Here is a 15,399-nt window from a genome sequence, read left to right as displayed (position 1 = left end):
GCCCCCCCTGTGATGGTGCCTCCCCCCTCCACCCCTTCCCCTCCCTCCTCCCCCCCCCCCCCCCCCCCCCCCCCCCCCACCGCCTTCGCAGTTCGACAGGGGGCTGTCCGACAGCGTGAGTGTCCGCACCCGTCGCGTTGACGACGGCGAGCCGAACACGCCCCCCTGGAGCGCCTCCTGGCGGTGTGACGGGTACCGGTGGCGGGTGCCGCTCGTCCGCCACGGTGTCATCGGTTGTGCCGCGCTACCGATTCGGAACATACCAAACCCGAATCGGCATTTCTGTTACGCCCGCGGCGCCGGAGGTGAGCCCGGGACCGACGGGACCAGTGGGTCTGCGCAGACGCGGGCCGCCGAGCGAACCGGCGCCCGCGCGTACCGCCCGACGGGCGCCGCCCGCTATTCGGTTTGGGAATGGGCGGGCCGGTGGCGGGCACGGAGACGATTGCCCGAACCGCCGTCCGGCTGGTGTGCTGTGGACCACCCTCCACCGCCTCCCGACGGCACGGCAGCCGTGCGTCACCGGTGTCGTCCAGCCCGGGCAGGCCGAGGGCAACAACAGACGTCACGCCCCCCGCGACCGGGCGCCCCCGCGCCCGTCCACCCAAGAGCCGCCAGGTGCAGCGCCGCGCCTGCCCCGCCTCGCAGACAACCGAGCAACGCCCGATTCCCCCGGCCCCGTGCAGCCGCCGTACCCCTGGTTCGCGCGACCTGCCCGTCACGGGGCAACCAGACCTGAGGAGGCCACATTGACCGTGCGTTCCGAGGACTACGGACCGGGTCTGAGCACCTTGAGCGACGTCGAGCTCTCCGCGGTCCTTCCCGCCGCGACCGCCACCGACGCCTCCCGTGTCGGAGCAGTGATGGCCGAGGTCTTCACCCGCCACCACGGCGCGGTGCTGGCCTACGCGCGCGGCTACTGCCGTGACCCGCAGACCGCACAGGACCTCGCCGCCGAGGCCTACGCCCGTACGTACATGTCGGTGGCCCGTGGCCACGGACCGCGCCACGCCTGGCGCCCGTACCTGATGGCCTGCGTCCGCCGCACCGCGATGGAGTGGAGCCGGCACCTCACCCGTCGCGTGCTGCTGCCGGAGGACTTCGAGACCTGGGTCGAACAGCTCGCCGGGGACGCGGAGACCGAGGCCGCGCTGCTCGCCACCGAGGAGAACGCCCTGGTCGCCAAGGCCTACCGCTCCCTTCCCGAGCGGTGGCAGGCGCTCCTGTGGCTCACCGTCGTGGAGCGGGAGTCGGCGGCCGCCGTCGCGGAACGGATGGGGATGACACCGAGCGGCGTGCGCTCGCTCGCCGCGCGGGCCCGCGAGGGACTGCGCGAGGCCTACCTGCGCGAGGACGTGGACGAGGCCGTCGAGCCGGCGTGCCGCCACTTCACCGCCCGGTTGGCCGAGGCCATCCGGCGCCCCGGCCGGCGGCGCGGCCCCGAACCGGCCCGGCACCTGGAGAACTGCGAGGGCTGCGTCCGGGTGGCGGGGGAGGCCGTACGCGCCGACCACCGCGCGGGGGCGGCGGTGTCGACGGTCCCGGGCCCCGCGGCCGCGCGGCGGGTCACCAGCTGCTGATCTGCACGGTGTCCCCGTAGTCGCCGCCGGTGCGGACGGAGATCTGGACGCGGGCGGACCAGTCGGTGAAGCTCTGGCCCGGGCGGTGGGCCGCCATGTCGAGCGGGCTGCACCCCGGCGGCGGCGTGGCGCCCGGGTTGCCGTTGATCACCCGGACCGGGCCGTCGCCGGTCCGGACGGAGGTGTCGACGCGGTAGATCAGCACGCCGGTCGAGCAGGGGTCCGGGTCGGTGTAGGCGGCCCGGCGGGACTCGACGACGTACGCGGTGGTGGCACTGGTGCGGATCACCCCGATCTTGGTGCCGCCGACGTACTCCACCGCGGTGAGACCGACGGTGGTCCAGCCGGTGCCGGGGAGGCAGGCGATCTGGCTGTCGTCGATCCAGCCCAGCTTCCACAGCTCCCAGCCCAGGTACTGCGGTGCCCGGCCGCCGATCTTGCCCATCAGGTCCCAGCCGCCGACGTAGGCGTGCTGGTCGGTGCCGGTGAAGGCGTAGAGGTCGGGCAGGCCGAAGGTGTGGCCGGTCTCGTGGTCGGCGATCTTCGGTCCCCAGTACCACATGTCCTGACCGAAGGTCACCGCCCACTTGATGCGGGTGCCGCCCGCGGTCACACCTGCGGTGGTGGGGTCGTAGACGTAGGTGGGCGTGAAGCTGATCGCCGAGGCGGACTTCGGCGGGACGACGTACACCAGGTCGTACCGCGAGAAGTCGGTGTACGGCGCGGCGGCCCGCACCGCGTCCCGCACGTACGCCTCGTGCTGCTCGAAGCTGATGCCGCGCTGGAAGCCGTACGAGGTGGAGGGCTGCGGCATGCGCAGCCAGCGGTCCAGCGGGCTGATGGCCAGCCAGGTGCGGCCGTAGGAGGCCTGCCACATCCAGTCGGCGGCGGGGGTGAGCTGGGCGGTGTAGGGCTGGGTGGGGCCGTCGGCGGGGGCGTCGGGGAAGTCGACGAAGAGCGTGAGCACGCGCTTGGTGCCGAGCGGCTGCTGGAAGCGGACGCGGTCGGTGCCGTGGCCCTCGTCGGTCCAGCCGGTGGTTCCGGCCAGTGCGCAGGACGAGGCCGGTGCGACGGCCGCGGCGGCGGCGCGACCGGTGGGGGCGACGAGCAGGACCAGCGCGCCGAGTGCGGTCAGCACGGCGGCGAGCGGCCGGGCGAGTCGGGTGGCGTGCACGGGGATGCCTCCTGGGGGAGAGGTCGGTGGGGGTGGGGTCGCGCCGGTGGCCGTCAGGCGGTGGGGGTTGCCCGGCGGCCACCGGCGCGAGTTCGTGGAGTGGGGCGGGGGCGCCTACGCCTTGCCGACCGTGATGGTGTCGGTCTGCGGGCCCCGGTGCCGGACCTCGATCCGGACGCCGGTGGCGGGGTCGGTGAACGACTGGCCGGGCTGGAGGGCGGCCATGTCGAGCGGCGTGCAGCCCTCGGGCGGGGTGGCGGCGGGGTTGCCGTTGACCACCCGGACCGGGCCGTAGCCGGTCTGGACGGAGGTGTCGACGTGGTAGACCAGCACGCCGGACGAGCACGCGGACGCGTCGCCGCCGACGGCGCGGCGGGACTCGGCGACGTACGCGGTGGTCTCGCCGGTACGGATCACCGCGATCTTGGTGCCGCCGGGGCGTTCGATCGCCCGCAGCTGGACCGTACGGCTCCCGGTGGTGGGCAGGCAGGCGACCTGGCGGTCGTCGATCCACCCCAACTTCCAACGTTCCCAGCCGAGATGCTGCGGCGCCGGGCCCGAGATGAGCCCCATCACGTCCCAGCCGCCGACGTAGCGGTGGGCGTCGGTGCCGTCGAAGGCGTACAGGTCGGGCAGGCCGAAGGTGTGCGAGGTCTCGTGGGCGGCGACCTTGGGGCCCCAGCGGTACATGTCCTGGCCGAGGGTGACCGCCCATTTGATCCGCGTGCCGCCCGCCACGATGCCGGGGGTGGCCGGGTCGTACAGGTAGGTGGGCGAGAAGGTGATGGCGGAGGCCGATCTGGTCGGGACGATGTAGAGCAGGTCGTACCGGGAGAAGTCGACGTCCGGGCCGGCGGCCTCGACGGCCTGGCGCACGTACGCCTCGTGCTGTTCGAAGCTGATGCCGCGCTGGAAGCCGTAGGAGCCGGAGTCCTGCGGCAGGTGGAGCCAGCGGTTGAGCGGGGTGATGGCGAGCCGGGTGCGGCCGTCGGAGTCCTGCCGCATCCAGTCGGCGGCCGGGGCGAGTCGGTGGTAGTAGTCGGCGAGTTCGCCGGTGGCCGGGGCGTCGGGGAAGTCGACGAAGAGCATCAGGACGCGTTTGGTGCCCAGCGGCTGCAGGAACTGGGTGGCGTCGGTGCCGTGGCCCTCGTCCGTCCAGCCGGTCCGGCCGGGCAGCGCGCAGGCGGCGGCGGCAGCGGTGGGGCCGGAAGCGCCGGCGCCGGACGCGCCGGCGGAGGGGGACGCGGCGGCGACCAGCGGGAGGGCCAGCGCCACGGCACCGGCGAGAAGGCGGGGGTTCAACACGGTTCTCCCATCGGGGGTTTGCTCAGGCCCGGCCGGAGGCCAGGTCCATCAGACGGGCGAGGACCCGCCCTCCGGAGGCGGTGACACCGTCGTGCTCCCACTCGTTGGTGACCCAGACGCGCAGGCCGCCGACCGCGCGGGCGGTCCGCAGGGACAGGCCGGCATCCACGTACATGTCGTCGTGGTAGACGGCGGCGGCCACCGGGACCGGGTTGTCGGCGAGCCGGTCCGCGTCGTACAGCTCGGGCCAGTCGGTGCGTGCGGCGAGCAGGTCGGCGGCCTCGGCGAACGGGCGCAGGCCGGAGACCTCCCGGAACATCCAGGGGTAGATCATCTCGCCGGTGAGCATGAGCGGGTCGGCATCCTCGGCGAACGCGGGGTGGGCGGCCAGGGCGCGTTCGGCGGCCCAGCCGGTGGCGGTGCCGCCGCGGCCGTAGATGGACTCCTGGAGGACGGCGAAGAGCGGGTTGTCGGTGAAGGAGGTCAGCTGCATGACCTGCTGGAGGAAGGTCGCGGTGGGTGCGCCGTCGGCGCCGAGGGCCTCGTCGAGCAGCCAGTGCAGGCGGGCGGAGCCGTCGCCCATGCCGAGCATGAGGCCGAGGGTGCGCAGGCGGCGCACGGTGAGCCGGTCGCCGTCCGGGAGGTGGACCGGGTGGCGGTCGAGCAGGTCGGCGAGGTGCCGGAGCAGCGCGTGGTCGCCGGGGTGGCGGAGGTAGTGGGAGGTGACCCGCTCGCGGACCCGGGGATAGGTGGCGGCGTACACGTCGTCGGCGGTGCTGTCGAGGCCCGGCAGGCCGCCCGTGACGTAACAGGCGCGCAGGCCCGCCGGCGCGAAGGAGAGGTAGCTGAGGGTGACGAAGCCGCCGTAGCTCTGGCCGAGCGTCTCCCACGGTTCTTCGCCGCAGAGTTGACGCCGGATCAGTTCCGCGTCGGCGACGATCGAGTCGGCCCGGTGCAGCGCCAGGTGGTCGGCCAGGCGCCGGGCCGGGCCGAGGCCGGCCGCCGCGCGGGCGGTGACGGGGGTCGAGCGGCCGGTGCCACGCTGGTCGAGCAGCAGTACCCGGTGGGTCTTGAGGGCGTGGTCGAGCCACCCGCCGGTGTTCACCGGGCGCGGTGACTTCCCTCCCGGACCGCCCTGGAGGTAGAGCAGCCAGGGCAGTTGGTCCGGGGCGCGGACCGGGTCGGCGAGCTCCCGGGCGAAGACCTCGATGGTTGCGCCGCCGGGGTCGGCGTGGTCGAGCGGGACGGCGAAGACGTGGTCGGTCACCGCGAGCCCGGGCAGGCGGTGTCTGGTCAGGATCACTGTGGCAACTCCGGGTGGTGACAGGCGACTTCGTGGCCGGGTGCGATCTCCCGCAGGGCGGGTCGCTCGGCGGTGCAGCGGTCGTCGGCCTTCGGGCAGCGGGTGCGGAAGCGGCAGCCGCTGGGCGGGTTCAGCGGGCTGGGCAGGTCGCCGCGCAGCGTGATCCGCTCGCGGCCGCGTTCGGCGTCCGGGTCGGGCAGGGGCACGGCGGAGAGCAGGGCGCGGGTGTAGGGGTGGGCCGGGGCGGCGAACAGGGTGTCGCGGTCGGTGGTCTCGACGACGGCGCCGAGGTACATCACGGCGATGCGGGTGCTGATCTGCCGTACGGCGCCGAGGTCGTGGGCGATGAAGAGGTAGGCGAGGCCGAACTCGTCCTGGAGGTCCTTGAGCAGGTTGAGGATCTGGGCCTGCACCGAGACGTCGAGGGCGGAGACCGGCTCGTCGCACACCACCAGCTTCGGCCGAAGCGCCAACGCGCGGGCGATGCCGATGCGTTGGGCCTGGCCGCCGGAGAACTCGTGCGGGTGCCGGTCGGCGTGCTCGGGCTTGAGGCCGACCCGCTCCAGCAGCCGTTCGACCGGCTCGTCGGGCTCCAGTCCCTGGTAGGCGAAGGGCGAGGCGAGGATCCGGCGGACGGTCTGCCGGGGGTTGAGCGAGGAGAACGGGTCCTGGAAGACCATCTGGAGCTGACGGCGGACGGGGCGCAGGCCGGCCTCGTCCAGGCCGGCGAGGTCCCGGCCGGCGAAGCGGACGGTTCCGGAGGTCGGCGCCTCCAGGCGGGTGAGCAGGCGGGCCACGGTGGACTTGCCGCAGCCGGACTCGCCGACCAGGCCGAGGGTCTCGCCCGGATCCACCCGCAGCGAGACGCCGTCCACGGCGGTGACGTGTCCGGCCAGGCGCCGGGTGAGTCCGTGGCGGACCGGGAAGCGCTTGACGAGGTCGCGGGTTTCGAGCAGCGCTGTCATGCCGTCTCCGAAAGGGTGGGCAGCCGGTGGGGCAGCGGCCCGTCGATGCGGGGCACGCAGGCGAGCAGGCCGCGGGTGTACGGCTGTTGCGGGCGGTGGAAGACGTCGTGGACAGTGCCGCGCTCGACCGCGCGGCCGTCGTGCATCACGACGACCCGGTCGGCGAGCCCGGCGACCACGCCCATGTCGTGGGTGATCAGCATGATGGCGGTACCGGCCTCCTGCCGGAGCTCGCGCAGCAGGTCGAGGATCTGGGCCTGGACGGTGACGTCGAGCGCGGTGGTCGGCTCGTCGGCGATCAGCAGGTCCGGCTCCAGGCACAGCGCCATCGCGATCATCACCCGCTGGCGCATCCCGCCGGAGAACTCGTGCGGGTAGGAGCGGGCGCGCCGTTCGGGCTCGGGGATGCCGACCCGTTCCAGCATCCGGACGGCGACCCGGTGGGCCGCCTTCCGTCCGGCCCGGTGGTGGGCCCGGTAGGCCTCGGCGATCTGGAAGGCCACCGGGTAGTACGGGTTGAGGCAGGACAGCGGGTCCTGGAAGACCATGGCGATCCGGTTGCCGCGCAGGCGGCGCAGGGAACGCTGGTCCATGCCCGTCAACTCGCGCCCGTCGAAGCGGATCTCGCCGCCGACCCGGGCATCGCGGGGCAGCAGCCCCAGCATGGCGAGGCTGGTGACGGACTTGCCGCTGCCGGACTCCCCGACCACGCCCAGTACCTGCCCGGCCGCGAGGTCGAGGTCGAGTCCGTCGACGGCCCGGACGCCGGAGGCGAAGTCGACCGTCAGGTCTCGTACGGTGAGGAGAGTCATCCGACGGCCCTCACTCTCGGGTCGAGCACGGCGTAGACGAGGTCGACCATCAGGTTGGCGAGCACCACGAAGCCGGCGGCGAACAGCGTCACGCCGAGGATCACCGGCTGGTCGGCGCCCGCGATGGCGTCGGCGGCGAGCTTGCCGACGCCGGGCAGGCCGAACACCGACTCGGTGATGAGCGCACCGCCGAGCAGGGCGCCGAGGTCCATGCCGAAGATCGTCACGATCGGCATCAGCGCGGGCCGCAGAGCGTGCCGGCGTACCACGGTGACCTCGGCCAGGCCCTTGGCGCGTGCGGTGCGGACGTAGTTCTGGCCGAGGCTCTCCAGCATCTCGCTGCGGGTGACCCGGGCGTACACGCCGGCGTAGAGCATGGCCAGGGTGATCCAGGGCATCACCATCGACTGCGCCCAGCCGGCCGGGTCCTCGGTGAGGGGGATGGCCGTCGGGTAGGGCAGCACGTTCAGCCGGACCACCAGCAGGTACTGGAGCACCAGCGCGGTGAAGTAGACCGGCAGCGAGACCCCGCCGAGGGCGGCCGTCATCGCGGCGCGGTCCCAGAGACTGCCGCGCCGCAGCGCCGACACCACGCCCGCCGTCACGCCGACGGCCAGCCACAGCAGGGCCGCGCCGACGGCGATCGAGATGCTGACGGGCAGCCGGCCGGTCAGCATCTCCCACACCGGCTGGTTCGTCTGGAAGCTGAAGCCCAGACAGGGGAACGGGCACTGGGCGGCCTGCGCACCGGTGCCGTACGTGCGGCCGGAGACGATGCCGGCGAGGTAGTCCCCGAACTGGGCGAGCGGGGAGCGGTCCAGGCCGAGGGTGGCGCGGATCCCGGCGAGCCGTTCCGGGCTGCAGGCCTTGCCGCAGGCGCCCTGGGCCGGATCGGCGGGCATCAGGTAGAAGATCGCGAAGGTGACGGCGCAGATCACCAGCAGGACGAGTGCGGTGACGGCCAGTCTTCGCAGCAGGTAGAGGATCATCGTGGTTTGCTCCGGGGGTCGAGCGTGTCGCGCACGGCGTCGCCCAGCACGTTGAACGCGAGCACGGTGACGAACAGGAGGACGCCGGGGATGAGGAAGTAGGCCGGGTCGGCGGCGTACCAGGGCACGGCGGTGGCGATCATCTGCCCCCACGAGGGCGTCGGCGGTTGTACGCCCACGCCGAGGAAGGAGAGGCCGGCCTCGGTGGCGACGCAGGCCGGGATCGACATCGTCGCCACCACCAGCACCGGTCCGGTCAGGTTGGGCAGCACCTCGCGCAGCAGCAGGGTCCGCCGGGACGCGCCGAGCACCCGGGCCGCCGCCACGAACTCGCCACGGGCGAGCACCATCGCCTGCCCGCGCACGATCCGCCCGACGTACGGCCAGCCGAAGAACCCGAGCACCACGACCAGCAGCAGCCGGCGGTCGGCGCCGGGCGCGGCCGAGATCAGCGCGATCATGAAGATCAGGCTGGGGAAGGACATCAGCAGGTCCATCAGCCGGCCGATGACGGTGTCGGTCCAACCGCCGAGGAAGCCGGCGAGCAGGCCGAGCGCGGTGCCGAGGAGCAGGGACACGGTGGTGGCCAGGACGGCGATCAGCAGGGAGACCCGCGCGCCGTACACCACCCGGGCGAGCACGTCCCGGCCGTTGACGGGCTCCACGCCGAGCCAGTGCTCGGTGCTGATCCCGCCCGCGGCCCCGCGCGGCAGTCCGCCGAGCGCCGGGTCCACCGCCTCGCCGTGGAAGGCCGTCGGGGAGCTGCCGGCCAGCCAGGTGATCAGCGGGGCGGCGAGTGCGGTGAGCACCAGCAGGGCAACCGCGGTCAGCGCGAGCGCCGCCGAGCGCTGGGCCAACAGCTTTCGCAGGACGGTCACTTCCGCAACCCCAGCGAGACGAGGTCGAGCCGTCCGACGAAGGCGGTGTGCCCGTACGCGCCGGTCACGTTCGGCCCGACCAGCACGGCGGCCCGGTCCCAGAGGAACGGCACGACGGGGGCGTCCCGCATGATGCGTTTGGCGAGCTCGCCGTACGCGCTCCGGGCGGCGGCCGGGTCGCCCGCGGCCGCGATCTCGTCCAGCCGGGCGTCGACGTCGGGGGAGTCGTACTGGGCGCGGTTGTTGTTGCCCTCGGGGGTGATCAGCCGGCCGTCGAACAGGATCGGCAGGTAGGTGGAGGCGCCCGGCCAGTCCGGCGTCCAGCCGTCGATCACCAGGTCGTGCTGCCGGGCGGGGCTGCCGACCGTGCTGTAGAAGGCCGAGGAGCTGATCTCGTTGATCTTCACGGTGATGCCGGCCCGGGCGAGCGAGGCCTGCACCGCCTCGCCCTGTGCCTTGCCGCCGGTGGTGGCCGGGGTGTCGAGGGTGAGCTCCAGGCCGGAGGCGTGACCGGCCTCGGCGAGCAGGGCCTTGGCCTTCTCCGGGTCGCCCTTGCCGTCCTTGCTCGGGTACGGGTCCTCGGGGGCCGCGTCGGGCAGGGTGGGGGGCAGCAGGGTGGTGGCGAGGTCGCCCGCGATCGGGCCGCCGCGGGTGGTGCGCAGGGCGTCCTTGTCGAGCGCGTACGCGATGGCCTGCCGCACCCGGACGTCGTCCAGCGGCCGGTGCCTGGTGTTGATGCCGAGGAAGCGGGTGTTGATGGACTCGCCGGTGACCAGGCGCTTCTTCAACTGCGGGTCGTTCATCACCCGTCCGACCGAGGCCGGACCGATCGGCTCCATGGCGACGGCGTCGGCGTCCTCGCCCTGACCGGCGATCAGCCGCTGGTCGACCACGGCCGGGTCGAGGTTGAGGTCGACGACGACCTTGTCCGGCAGTCCCTTGCGGACGCTGTCGGTGGCCCGGTCCCACGCGGGGTTGCGGACCAGGGTGAGCCGCTTCTTGGGCTCGAAGCCGTCGATCCGGTAGGGGCCGGAGGAGAACGGGCGGTTGTCGTAGGCCACGCCGGTGTCCTTGTCCTGCGGCACCGGGGCGAACATCGGCAGTGACACGGCGGAACCGAAGTCGGCCACCGGACGGTTGAGCCGGAAGACGATGGTCCGCTCGTCCGGGGTCTCGATCGACGCGAGCCCGGCCGGGTCCTTGTACGGCCCCTTGTACGTCTCGCCGCCCGCCAGCCAGAGCCGCGCGTACGGCGGGCCCTCGGGCAGCTCGGCGGCGAAGGTGCGCTCCACGCCGTACTTGACGTCCTTGCTGGTGACGGGCCGGCCGTCCTCGAACTTCACGCCCTCCTTGAGGGTGAAGGTCCAGGTCCGCGCGCCGTCGGTGGGGTGACCGGTGTCGGTGGCCAGGTCCGGGACGATCTGCCCGCCGGCCTGCCCGGGGGCGGGGGCGAACGTGGTGAGCGTCCGGTAGAGCAGCCGGCCCACGTCCTGGGTGGAGGTGACGTAGGCGCGGGCCGGGTCCAGGTGCTCCAGGTCGATGCTGGACAGGACGTGCAGGGTCCCGCCCGGCGCCGGGACGGCGTCCGCGGCCGGGCCGCTGCCGTCCGGCCCGCCACAGGCGGCCGCCGACAGCAGTCCGAGGGCCGCGGTCAGGGCGCATGCGGCTCTTCGTGTCCTCATTTGTCCCTCTTCTGTGCGATATGACATTTCACATGTGGGACAAGATTGGGCCTCCCCGGCCCCTTCCGGGAGCTCTCAGCTGCCCATAACATCCGCTTATGGAGCTCGAGATACGGCATCTACGGATGATCTGCGCCATCGCCGAGAGCGGCAGCCTCACCCGGGCCGCCGCCTCGCTCCGGCTCACCCAGCCGGGCCTCAGCGCCCAACTGCGCCGGATCGAGAGCATGTTGGGCGGCACGCTGTTCGACCGCCGACCCACCGGCGTCGCCCCGACCGCCTTCGGCGAGACCGTGCTCACCCGCGCCCGCGCCGTCCTCCCCACCGTCGACGAACTGCTGAACGCCTCCACCCTGGCCGCCCGCACCGGCAGCCCGACACCCCGCTTCCGGCTCGGGTCCGTCAACGCACCGCTGCTCGGCGGACTGATCACCGCGCTGCGCACCCACCACCCCGAGGCGCGGATCGCCTCCCGCGCCCAGGGCTCGTCCGTTCCCCTGATCGACGACCTCGCGCACGGGCGCCTCGACGCCGCCGTGGTCGGTGACTGCCCCGGCTACGAGCTGCCCGCGCCGCCGGGTGTGGTCCTGCGGCCGGTGGTCACCGAGCCCGTGTTCGTCGCCCTGCCGGCCGGCCACCGCCTCGCCGCCCGGCCGGAGGTCCACCTGGGCGAACTGGAGGACGAGGACTGGGTCGCACCGCGCCCGGACGACGACCGGGTCCGTGAGTACTGGTCCACCACCTTCCACGCGACCGGCCACCGGATGCGCACCGTCCACGAGGCGGAGGGGCGGCTGCTGCTCGAACTGGTCCGCACCGGGCACGCGGTGAGCCTGTGCCAGGCCACCTTCGAGGAGGTGCCGGGCATCGCCGTGCGGCCCATCGTCGGCGACCCGCTCTGGTACCGGCACCTGATCGCCTGGCACCAGGAGGGTCGGCCGGCCGCCCTGGACACGGTGCTCGTCGAGCACGCGCGCGCGGCCCACCGGGTCGCGGCCGGGCGCAGCTCGGCGTACCAGCGGTGGCTCCGCGCCGCCGGGGACCGGTGCACGCCGGCGGCCACGGGCTGACCTACGGCCGAGGCCGGACACCGAGGGTGACGGGCGCTGCGTGGTGGTGGTGCTCGTGGTGGCACGGACAGGCCCGTCGGCACCGGCAACGCGACGGAACTCCCTCCGCCGGTCAGACTCCCGTTCCCGGGGCCGGGAGTGTGTCGCCGGCCCGAGGGACGTGTCCCGGGTGCCGTGTCGGTGGGCGTGGATCGGGCGGAGTGCGCAGGGTGAGGACGGCGAGGTCGTCGCGGCCGTCGCCGAGGTGGGCGTCGGCCAGGGTCCGGCACAGGTCCGCGAGGGGCAGGCCGGCGTGGGCGGCGGCGACCTGGGCAAGGGCGGTGAGGCCGGCCTCCAGGGGGCGGTGGGGGTGCTCGACCAGGCCGTCCGTGAAGAGCACGAGGGTGGAGTCGCCGGGCAGGGGGCGCTTGTGGTCGGGTCGGGGCACGTCCGGATCGACGCCGAGGGGCAGGCCGGGGTCGGCGTGCAGGTAGCGGGCGGCGCCGTCGGGGCCGATCAGGAGCGGCGGCAGGTGTCCGGCGCTGCTCCAGTGGAGCGTCCAGCCGTCCTCGGCGGGTTCGATGCGGGCGAGGCAGACGGTGGTGATCGGGTTGTCGGTGATCGCCTGGAGGGTGCGGTCGAGCTGTGTCAGGACGGCGCTGGGCGGGGTGCGGCGGTCGTAGAGGAGGGCCCGCAGCATGTTGCGGGTCTGGGCCATGGTGGCGGCGGCCTTCAGGTCGTGTCCGACGACGTCGCCGATGACCAGGGCGCAGGCGCCGTCGGGGAGCATCAGGGCGTCGTACCAGTCGCCGCCGACGTGGTCCGGGGCCGTGGCGGGGCGATAGATCGCGGACACCGAGAACGGCGCCACATCAGCGAGGCTGGGAAGCAGGAGACGCTGGAAGTACTCGGCGTTGGCGCGGACCTGCCGGTAGAGGCGGGCGTTCTCGATGGCGAGGCCGGCCGCGCCGGCGAGCGCCACCACGATGTCCTGGTCGTGGCCGTCGAAGGGCTGTCCGTCGCGCCGCTCGCAGAGGTAGAGGTTGCCGTAGACGCGTCCACGGCCGGTGACCGCCACCCCGAGCAGTGTCCGCATCGGCGGGTGGCCCGGCGGGAAGCCCACCGCGTCCGGGTGGGCGCCGATGTCTGCGACACGCAGCGGTTCGGGGTGGTCGATGAGGTGCCCGAGGAGCCCGCGCCCGTGCGGGAGGGCGACGCCGGCCAGCGCTGCGACCTGCCGTTCGCTCAGCCCCACGGGGATGAAGTCCTCCAGGTGTTCGCCGTCGTCGCTGAGCACGCCGAGTGCGCCGTAGCGGGCGTCGACCAGGCCCATCGCGGTGGTGATCACCCGCCGGAGCACGACCGGCAGGTCCAGTTCCCGGCCGACCGCCATCACGGCGTCCAGCAGGTCCTGGAAACGGCGCTGGGTGTGGGCGAGGTCCCGTAGCCGTCCGACGATCCGGTCCATCTCGTCATCGATCCGGTGGCTGCGGTCGGGAACGTCCGCCCGCCCGGACCCATCCTCCGGATACACCCGGCCCACCTTCGATTCCCCTGCTGGACGACCGTACCTTCGGCGCGTTGCGCAACCGGAAGCCGGACGCACCGGCGCGTCCTGTCTCCAACCGTAGGCAGGCCCGTCGACGACCGCGACTGCGACCAGCGCCGCGGGTCCTCAGCCGCCGCGGCATCGCCCGGACGATCTCCCGACCTGGCGGCACGGTTCCGGACCTGGGTGGCCCCGTGGGGGATCGGGAGGGACGTGGCGGGAGGCGAGGCGGTGGATCAGCCGGGGGTAGCCGTGGTCGGTGAAGATCACCGGCTTTTCGCGGGAGGAGCGCGGCGAAATCCCGGTCGGGCATCCCGTGCGGGTGTTCCTCGGCTGGCATCAGGCGCGCGATGTCGACCACGTTGACGACCCGGACGGCCAGTTCCGGCAGGTGCTCGCGGAGTCCACGGATCCGGTCGTCGCGTGAACTCACTGCTGCGCGGCGTTCAGGCGTCGGTGCTGCGCACGACCACCACGGGGCAGGGCGCGTGCTCGACACAGTGCCGGCTCACGGAGCCGAGCAGGGTGCCGGTGAAACCGCCCAGGCCCCTGCTCCCCACGACCAGGAGGTGTGCTCCGTGGGCGGCCTGCACCAGCACATCCGCGGGGTGTCCGTACTCGGTGCGCTGCCGGACCCCGACCGCAGGCCGTGCCGCGTCCTGCTCCGCCTTCACGCTCTCGGCCAGCGCCAGGCGCGCCGCTTCCTCGATCTCCGGTCCCGGGATCGTCAGGCCCCAACCGCTCAGCGGCGGGTAGTCCCAGGCCGAGATCGCCTCGATCGAAGCACCTTCCAACCGAGCCTGTCCGAGGGCCCAACGAAGAGCAGCGCGAGACGAGGGCGAGCCGTCGACGCCGACGATGATGTGGTGTGCTCCTTCAGACGTGGGTCCCATGAGGGGCCTCCTGGTTCGAGACTTCCGCCGGGCCGGCGGTGATGTCGAACTCGCCGAGCCGTTCGATGATGTCGCGGAATCCGCACGCCGGCGCGATGCGGACCACATCTCGGCTCATCACATCCCGGACCGTGCGGTGTGTCAGCATGACGACTCGTCTCGCGCAACGGCGGCCCGGTAGCCCGTCAGGTCGAGGATCTCGTCGACCGGCCGACGCGGGGTCGCGGGTCCGGGCGGGCCGTAGCCGAGGCGCAGGACGAGCTGGACATGGCCGATGCCTTCGGCGGGGTCGCGCAGACCCCAGCGGGTGTCGGGCCACTCGACGGCCTGGTGCAGGACCGAGGCGCGCAGGCCGTGGCTGGTCGCCAGCAGCCAGACACGTTGCAGGGCCTCCCCTGCGCGGAGCCAGTCGGCCGGCTGGTCGCCGTGGGTGGTGAGGGTGGCCAGCTGGGGCAGTGCCTCGAAGCGCTGAGACGGCTCCCCGGGCTGCGTGCGTCCGGTGAAGCCGCGCATGGGCACGCGGGCGTCATGGTCCTGCGGGCCCAGCGCCGCGGCAGGGATCCCGTCCGCGGCAGGTGCCTCCAACCGCAGCCAGCTGCGGGTCTCGGCCATCCGTGCCAGGTCGGTGCCGGTGCGGCGTTCGGCGTCGCCGGTCAGGGCGAGGACCCGGCGTACGGCAGCCTCCTCCAGGGGGGACAGCACCGCTCCTTCGTCGAGAGCCGCCGCGGTCAGCTCTCCGAGGACCGCCTCGGGCACGTCCCGGTTGGCGAACGGCTGGCGGCTGGAGTGGCGCAGCCCGATGGCCTCGAAGAGGTCCGTTCCGTACGGCGGCGATGAGGGGGCGGGCCGGGCGAGGCGGACCGTGGCCACCAGGTTCGGCTCGGCGCCTTCGGGGAGCAGCCGCACCTCTGGGGCGCGGCCCAGCCGGAGCGCGGCGACCCGCAGATTGAACAGGGCCGCGCCGACCGAGATGTGCAGGGCCCGGCCGTCCGGGTCGGTGAGCGGCACCCTGCGATCCGGGTCGGTGTACACCTGCAGACCGAGTGAGTCGGGCATGGGCGCGAAGCGCCACGGCTGGCTGTTGTGCAGAGACGGCGCTGCGCCTGCCGCGGAGACCAGAAAACGCAGCTGATCCGGGGTCATGGCTTGCTCGGTCATGGTGAACAGCTCCCTGTTCCGGCTCTCACACGTCACTCGTGGAGGGCCGATGCGGTGTCAGA

At 73.4% G+C, this 15,399-nt stretch carries 14 protein-coding genes and 1 pseudogene; 2 read left to right on the top strand and 13 right to left on the bottom strand.

Features of this window, described 5'->3' with window-relative positions:
• The first annotated feature begins 755 nt into the window (after positions 1 to 755).
• Positions 756 to 1,580, top strand: a complete 825-nt coding sequence (locus ACZ5WK_RS14540) for an RNA polymerase sigma factor (protein WP_465547676.1) — start codon at positions 756 to 758, stop codon at positions 1,578 to 1,580.
• Here ACZ5WK_RS14540 and ACZ5WK_RS14535 read toward each other — a convergent pair.
• The 8 genes from ACZ5WK_RS14535 to ACZ5WK_RS14500 all read right to left on the bottom strand — a co-directional run bounded on the left by ACZ5WK_RS14535 (position 1,567) and on the right by ACZ5WK_RS14500 (position 10,688).
• On the bottom strand, positions 1,567 to 2,754 hold the full coding sequence (locus ACZ5WK_RS14535; RefSeq protein ID WP_465547666.1) for a M6 family metalloprotease domain-containing protein: 1,188 nt from the start codon (positions 2,752 to 2,754) through the stop codon (positions 1,567 to 1,569). The two genes, ACZ5WK_RS14540 and ACZ5WK_RS14535, sit on opposite strands and share 14 nt — an antisense overlap.
• Before the next feature lie 114 nt (positions 2,755 to 2,868).
• Complete coding sequence (locus ACZ5WK_RS14530) at positions 2,869 to 4,059, bottom strand: M6 family metalloprotease domain-containing protein (protein WP_465547665.1); 1,191 nt, start codon at positions 4,057 to 4,059, stop codon at positions 2,869 to 2,871.
• Between the two features lie 22 nt (positions 4,060 to 4,081).
• Entirely contained in the window at positions 4,082 to 5,356 is a 1,275-nt protein-coding gene (locus tag ACZ5WK_RS14525; protein WP_465547675.1) for an alpha/beta fold hydrolase, read from the bottom strand.
• A gap of 2 nt (positions 5,357 to 5,358) precedes the next feature.
• The gene (locus tag ACZ5WK_RS14520) at positions 5,359 to 6,327 is read right to left on the bottom strand and encodes an ABC transporter ATP-binding protein (protein ID WP_465547664.1); all 969 of its coding nucleotides are present in this window, start codon (positions 6,325 to 6,327) and stop codon (positions 5,359 to 5,361) included.
• Positions 6,324 to 7,139: an ABC transporter ATP-binding protein gene (locus tag ACZ5WK_RS14515; RefSeq protein ID WP_465547663.1), complete on the bottom strand. Its 816-nt coding sequence runs from the start codon at positions 7,137 to 7,139 to the stop codon at positions 6,324 to 6,326. The genes ACZ5WK_RS14520 and ACZ5WK_RS14515 overlap by 4 nt, the downstream gene beginning before the upstream one ends.
• Positions 7,136 to 8,128, bottom strand: a complete 993-nt coding sequence (locus ACZ5WK_RS14510; RefSeq protein WP_465547662.1) for an ABC transporter permease — start codon at positions 8,126 to 8,128, stop codon at positions 7,136 to 7,138. Before ACZ5WK_RS14510 ends, ACZ5WK_RS14515 begins: the two co-directional genes overlap by 4 nt.
• A complete protein-coding gene (locus ACZ5WK_RS14505) occupies positions 8,125 to 9,006 on the bottom strand; it encodes an ABC transporter permease (RefSeq protein ID WP_465547661.1) in 882 nt (293 codons plus the stop codon). The genes ACZ5WK_RS14510 and ACZ5WK_RS14505 overlap by 4 nt, the downstream gene beginning before the upstream one ends.
• A complete protein-coding gene (locus ACZ5WK_RS14500) occupies positions 9,003 to 10,688 on the bottom strand; it encodes an ABC transporter substrate-binding protein (protein WP_465547660.1) in 1,686 nt (561 codons plus the stop codon). The genes ACZ5WK_RS14505 and ACZ5WK_RS14500 overlap by 4 nt, the downstream gene beginning before the upstream one ends.
• A gap of 98 nt (positions 10,689 to 10,786) precedes the next feature.
• Here ACZ5WK_RS14500 and ACZ5WK_RS14495 point away from each other — a divergent pair, with 98 nt between their 5' ends.
• Positions 10,787 to 11,758: a LysR family transcriptional regulator gene (locus ACZ5WK_RS14495; RefSeq protein WP_465547659.1), complete on the top strand. Its 972-nt coding sequence runs from the start codon at positions 10,787 to 10,789 to the stop codon at positions 11,756 to 11,758.
• A 112-nt stretch (positions 11,759 to 11,870) separates the two neighbouring features.
• On the opposite strand, the gene ACZ5WK_RS14490 is transcribed toward ACZ5WK_RS14495, so the two are convergent.
• The 5 genes and pseudogenes from ACZ5WK_RS14490 to ACZ5WK_RS14470 form a co-directional block, all read right to left on the bottom strand.
• Positions 11,871 to 13,205 carry a PP2C family protein-serine/threonine phosphatase gene (locus tag ACZ5WK_RS14490; RefSeq protein ID WP_465547674.1) on the bottom strand — a complete coding sequence of 445 codons (1,335 nt, stop codon included), beginning with the start codon at positions 13,203 to 13,205 and terminating at the stop codon, positions 11,871 to 11,873.
• A 297-nt stretch (positions 13,206 to 13,502) separates the two neighbouring features.
• A pseudogene (locus tag ACZ5WK_RS14485) lies at positions 13,503 to 13,794 on the bottom strand (phosphoketolase family protein); the annotation flags it as partial.
• A complete protein-coding gene (locus ACZ5WK_RS14480; RefSeq protein WP_465547658.1) occupies positions 13,733 to 14,179 on the bottom strand; it encodes a universal stress protein in 447 nt (148 codons plus the stop codon). The gene ACZ5WK_RS14480 and the pseudogene ACZ5WK_RS14485, both read right to left, overlap by 62 nt.
• Positions 14,163 to 14,327, bottom strand: a complete 165-nt coding sequence (locus ACZ5WK_RS14475) for a hypothetical protein (RefSeq protein WP_465547657.1) — start codon at positions 14,325 to 14,327, stop codon at positions 14,163 to 14,165. The genes ACZ5WK_RS14480 and ACZ5WK_RS14475 overlap by 17 nt, the downstream gene beginning before the upstream one ends.
• Positions 14,321 to 15,337 carry an Acg family FMN-binding oxidoreductase gene (locus tag ACZ5WK_RS14470; RefSeq protein WP_465547656.1) on the bottom strand — a complete coding sequence of 339 codons (1,017 nt, stop codon included), beginning with the start codon at positions 15,335 to 15,337 and terminating at the stop codon, positions 14,321 to 14,323. Before ACZ5WK_RS14470 ends, ACZ5WK_RS14475 begins: the two co-directional genes overlap by 7 nt.
• Positions 15,338 to 15,399 lie beyond the last annotated feature (62 nt).

This window comes from Kitasatospora sp. NPDC032757 (assembly GCF_055579305.1).
This window is presented reverse-complemented; position numbering and strand designations above follow the sequence as displayed.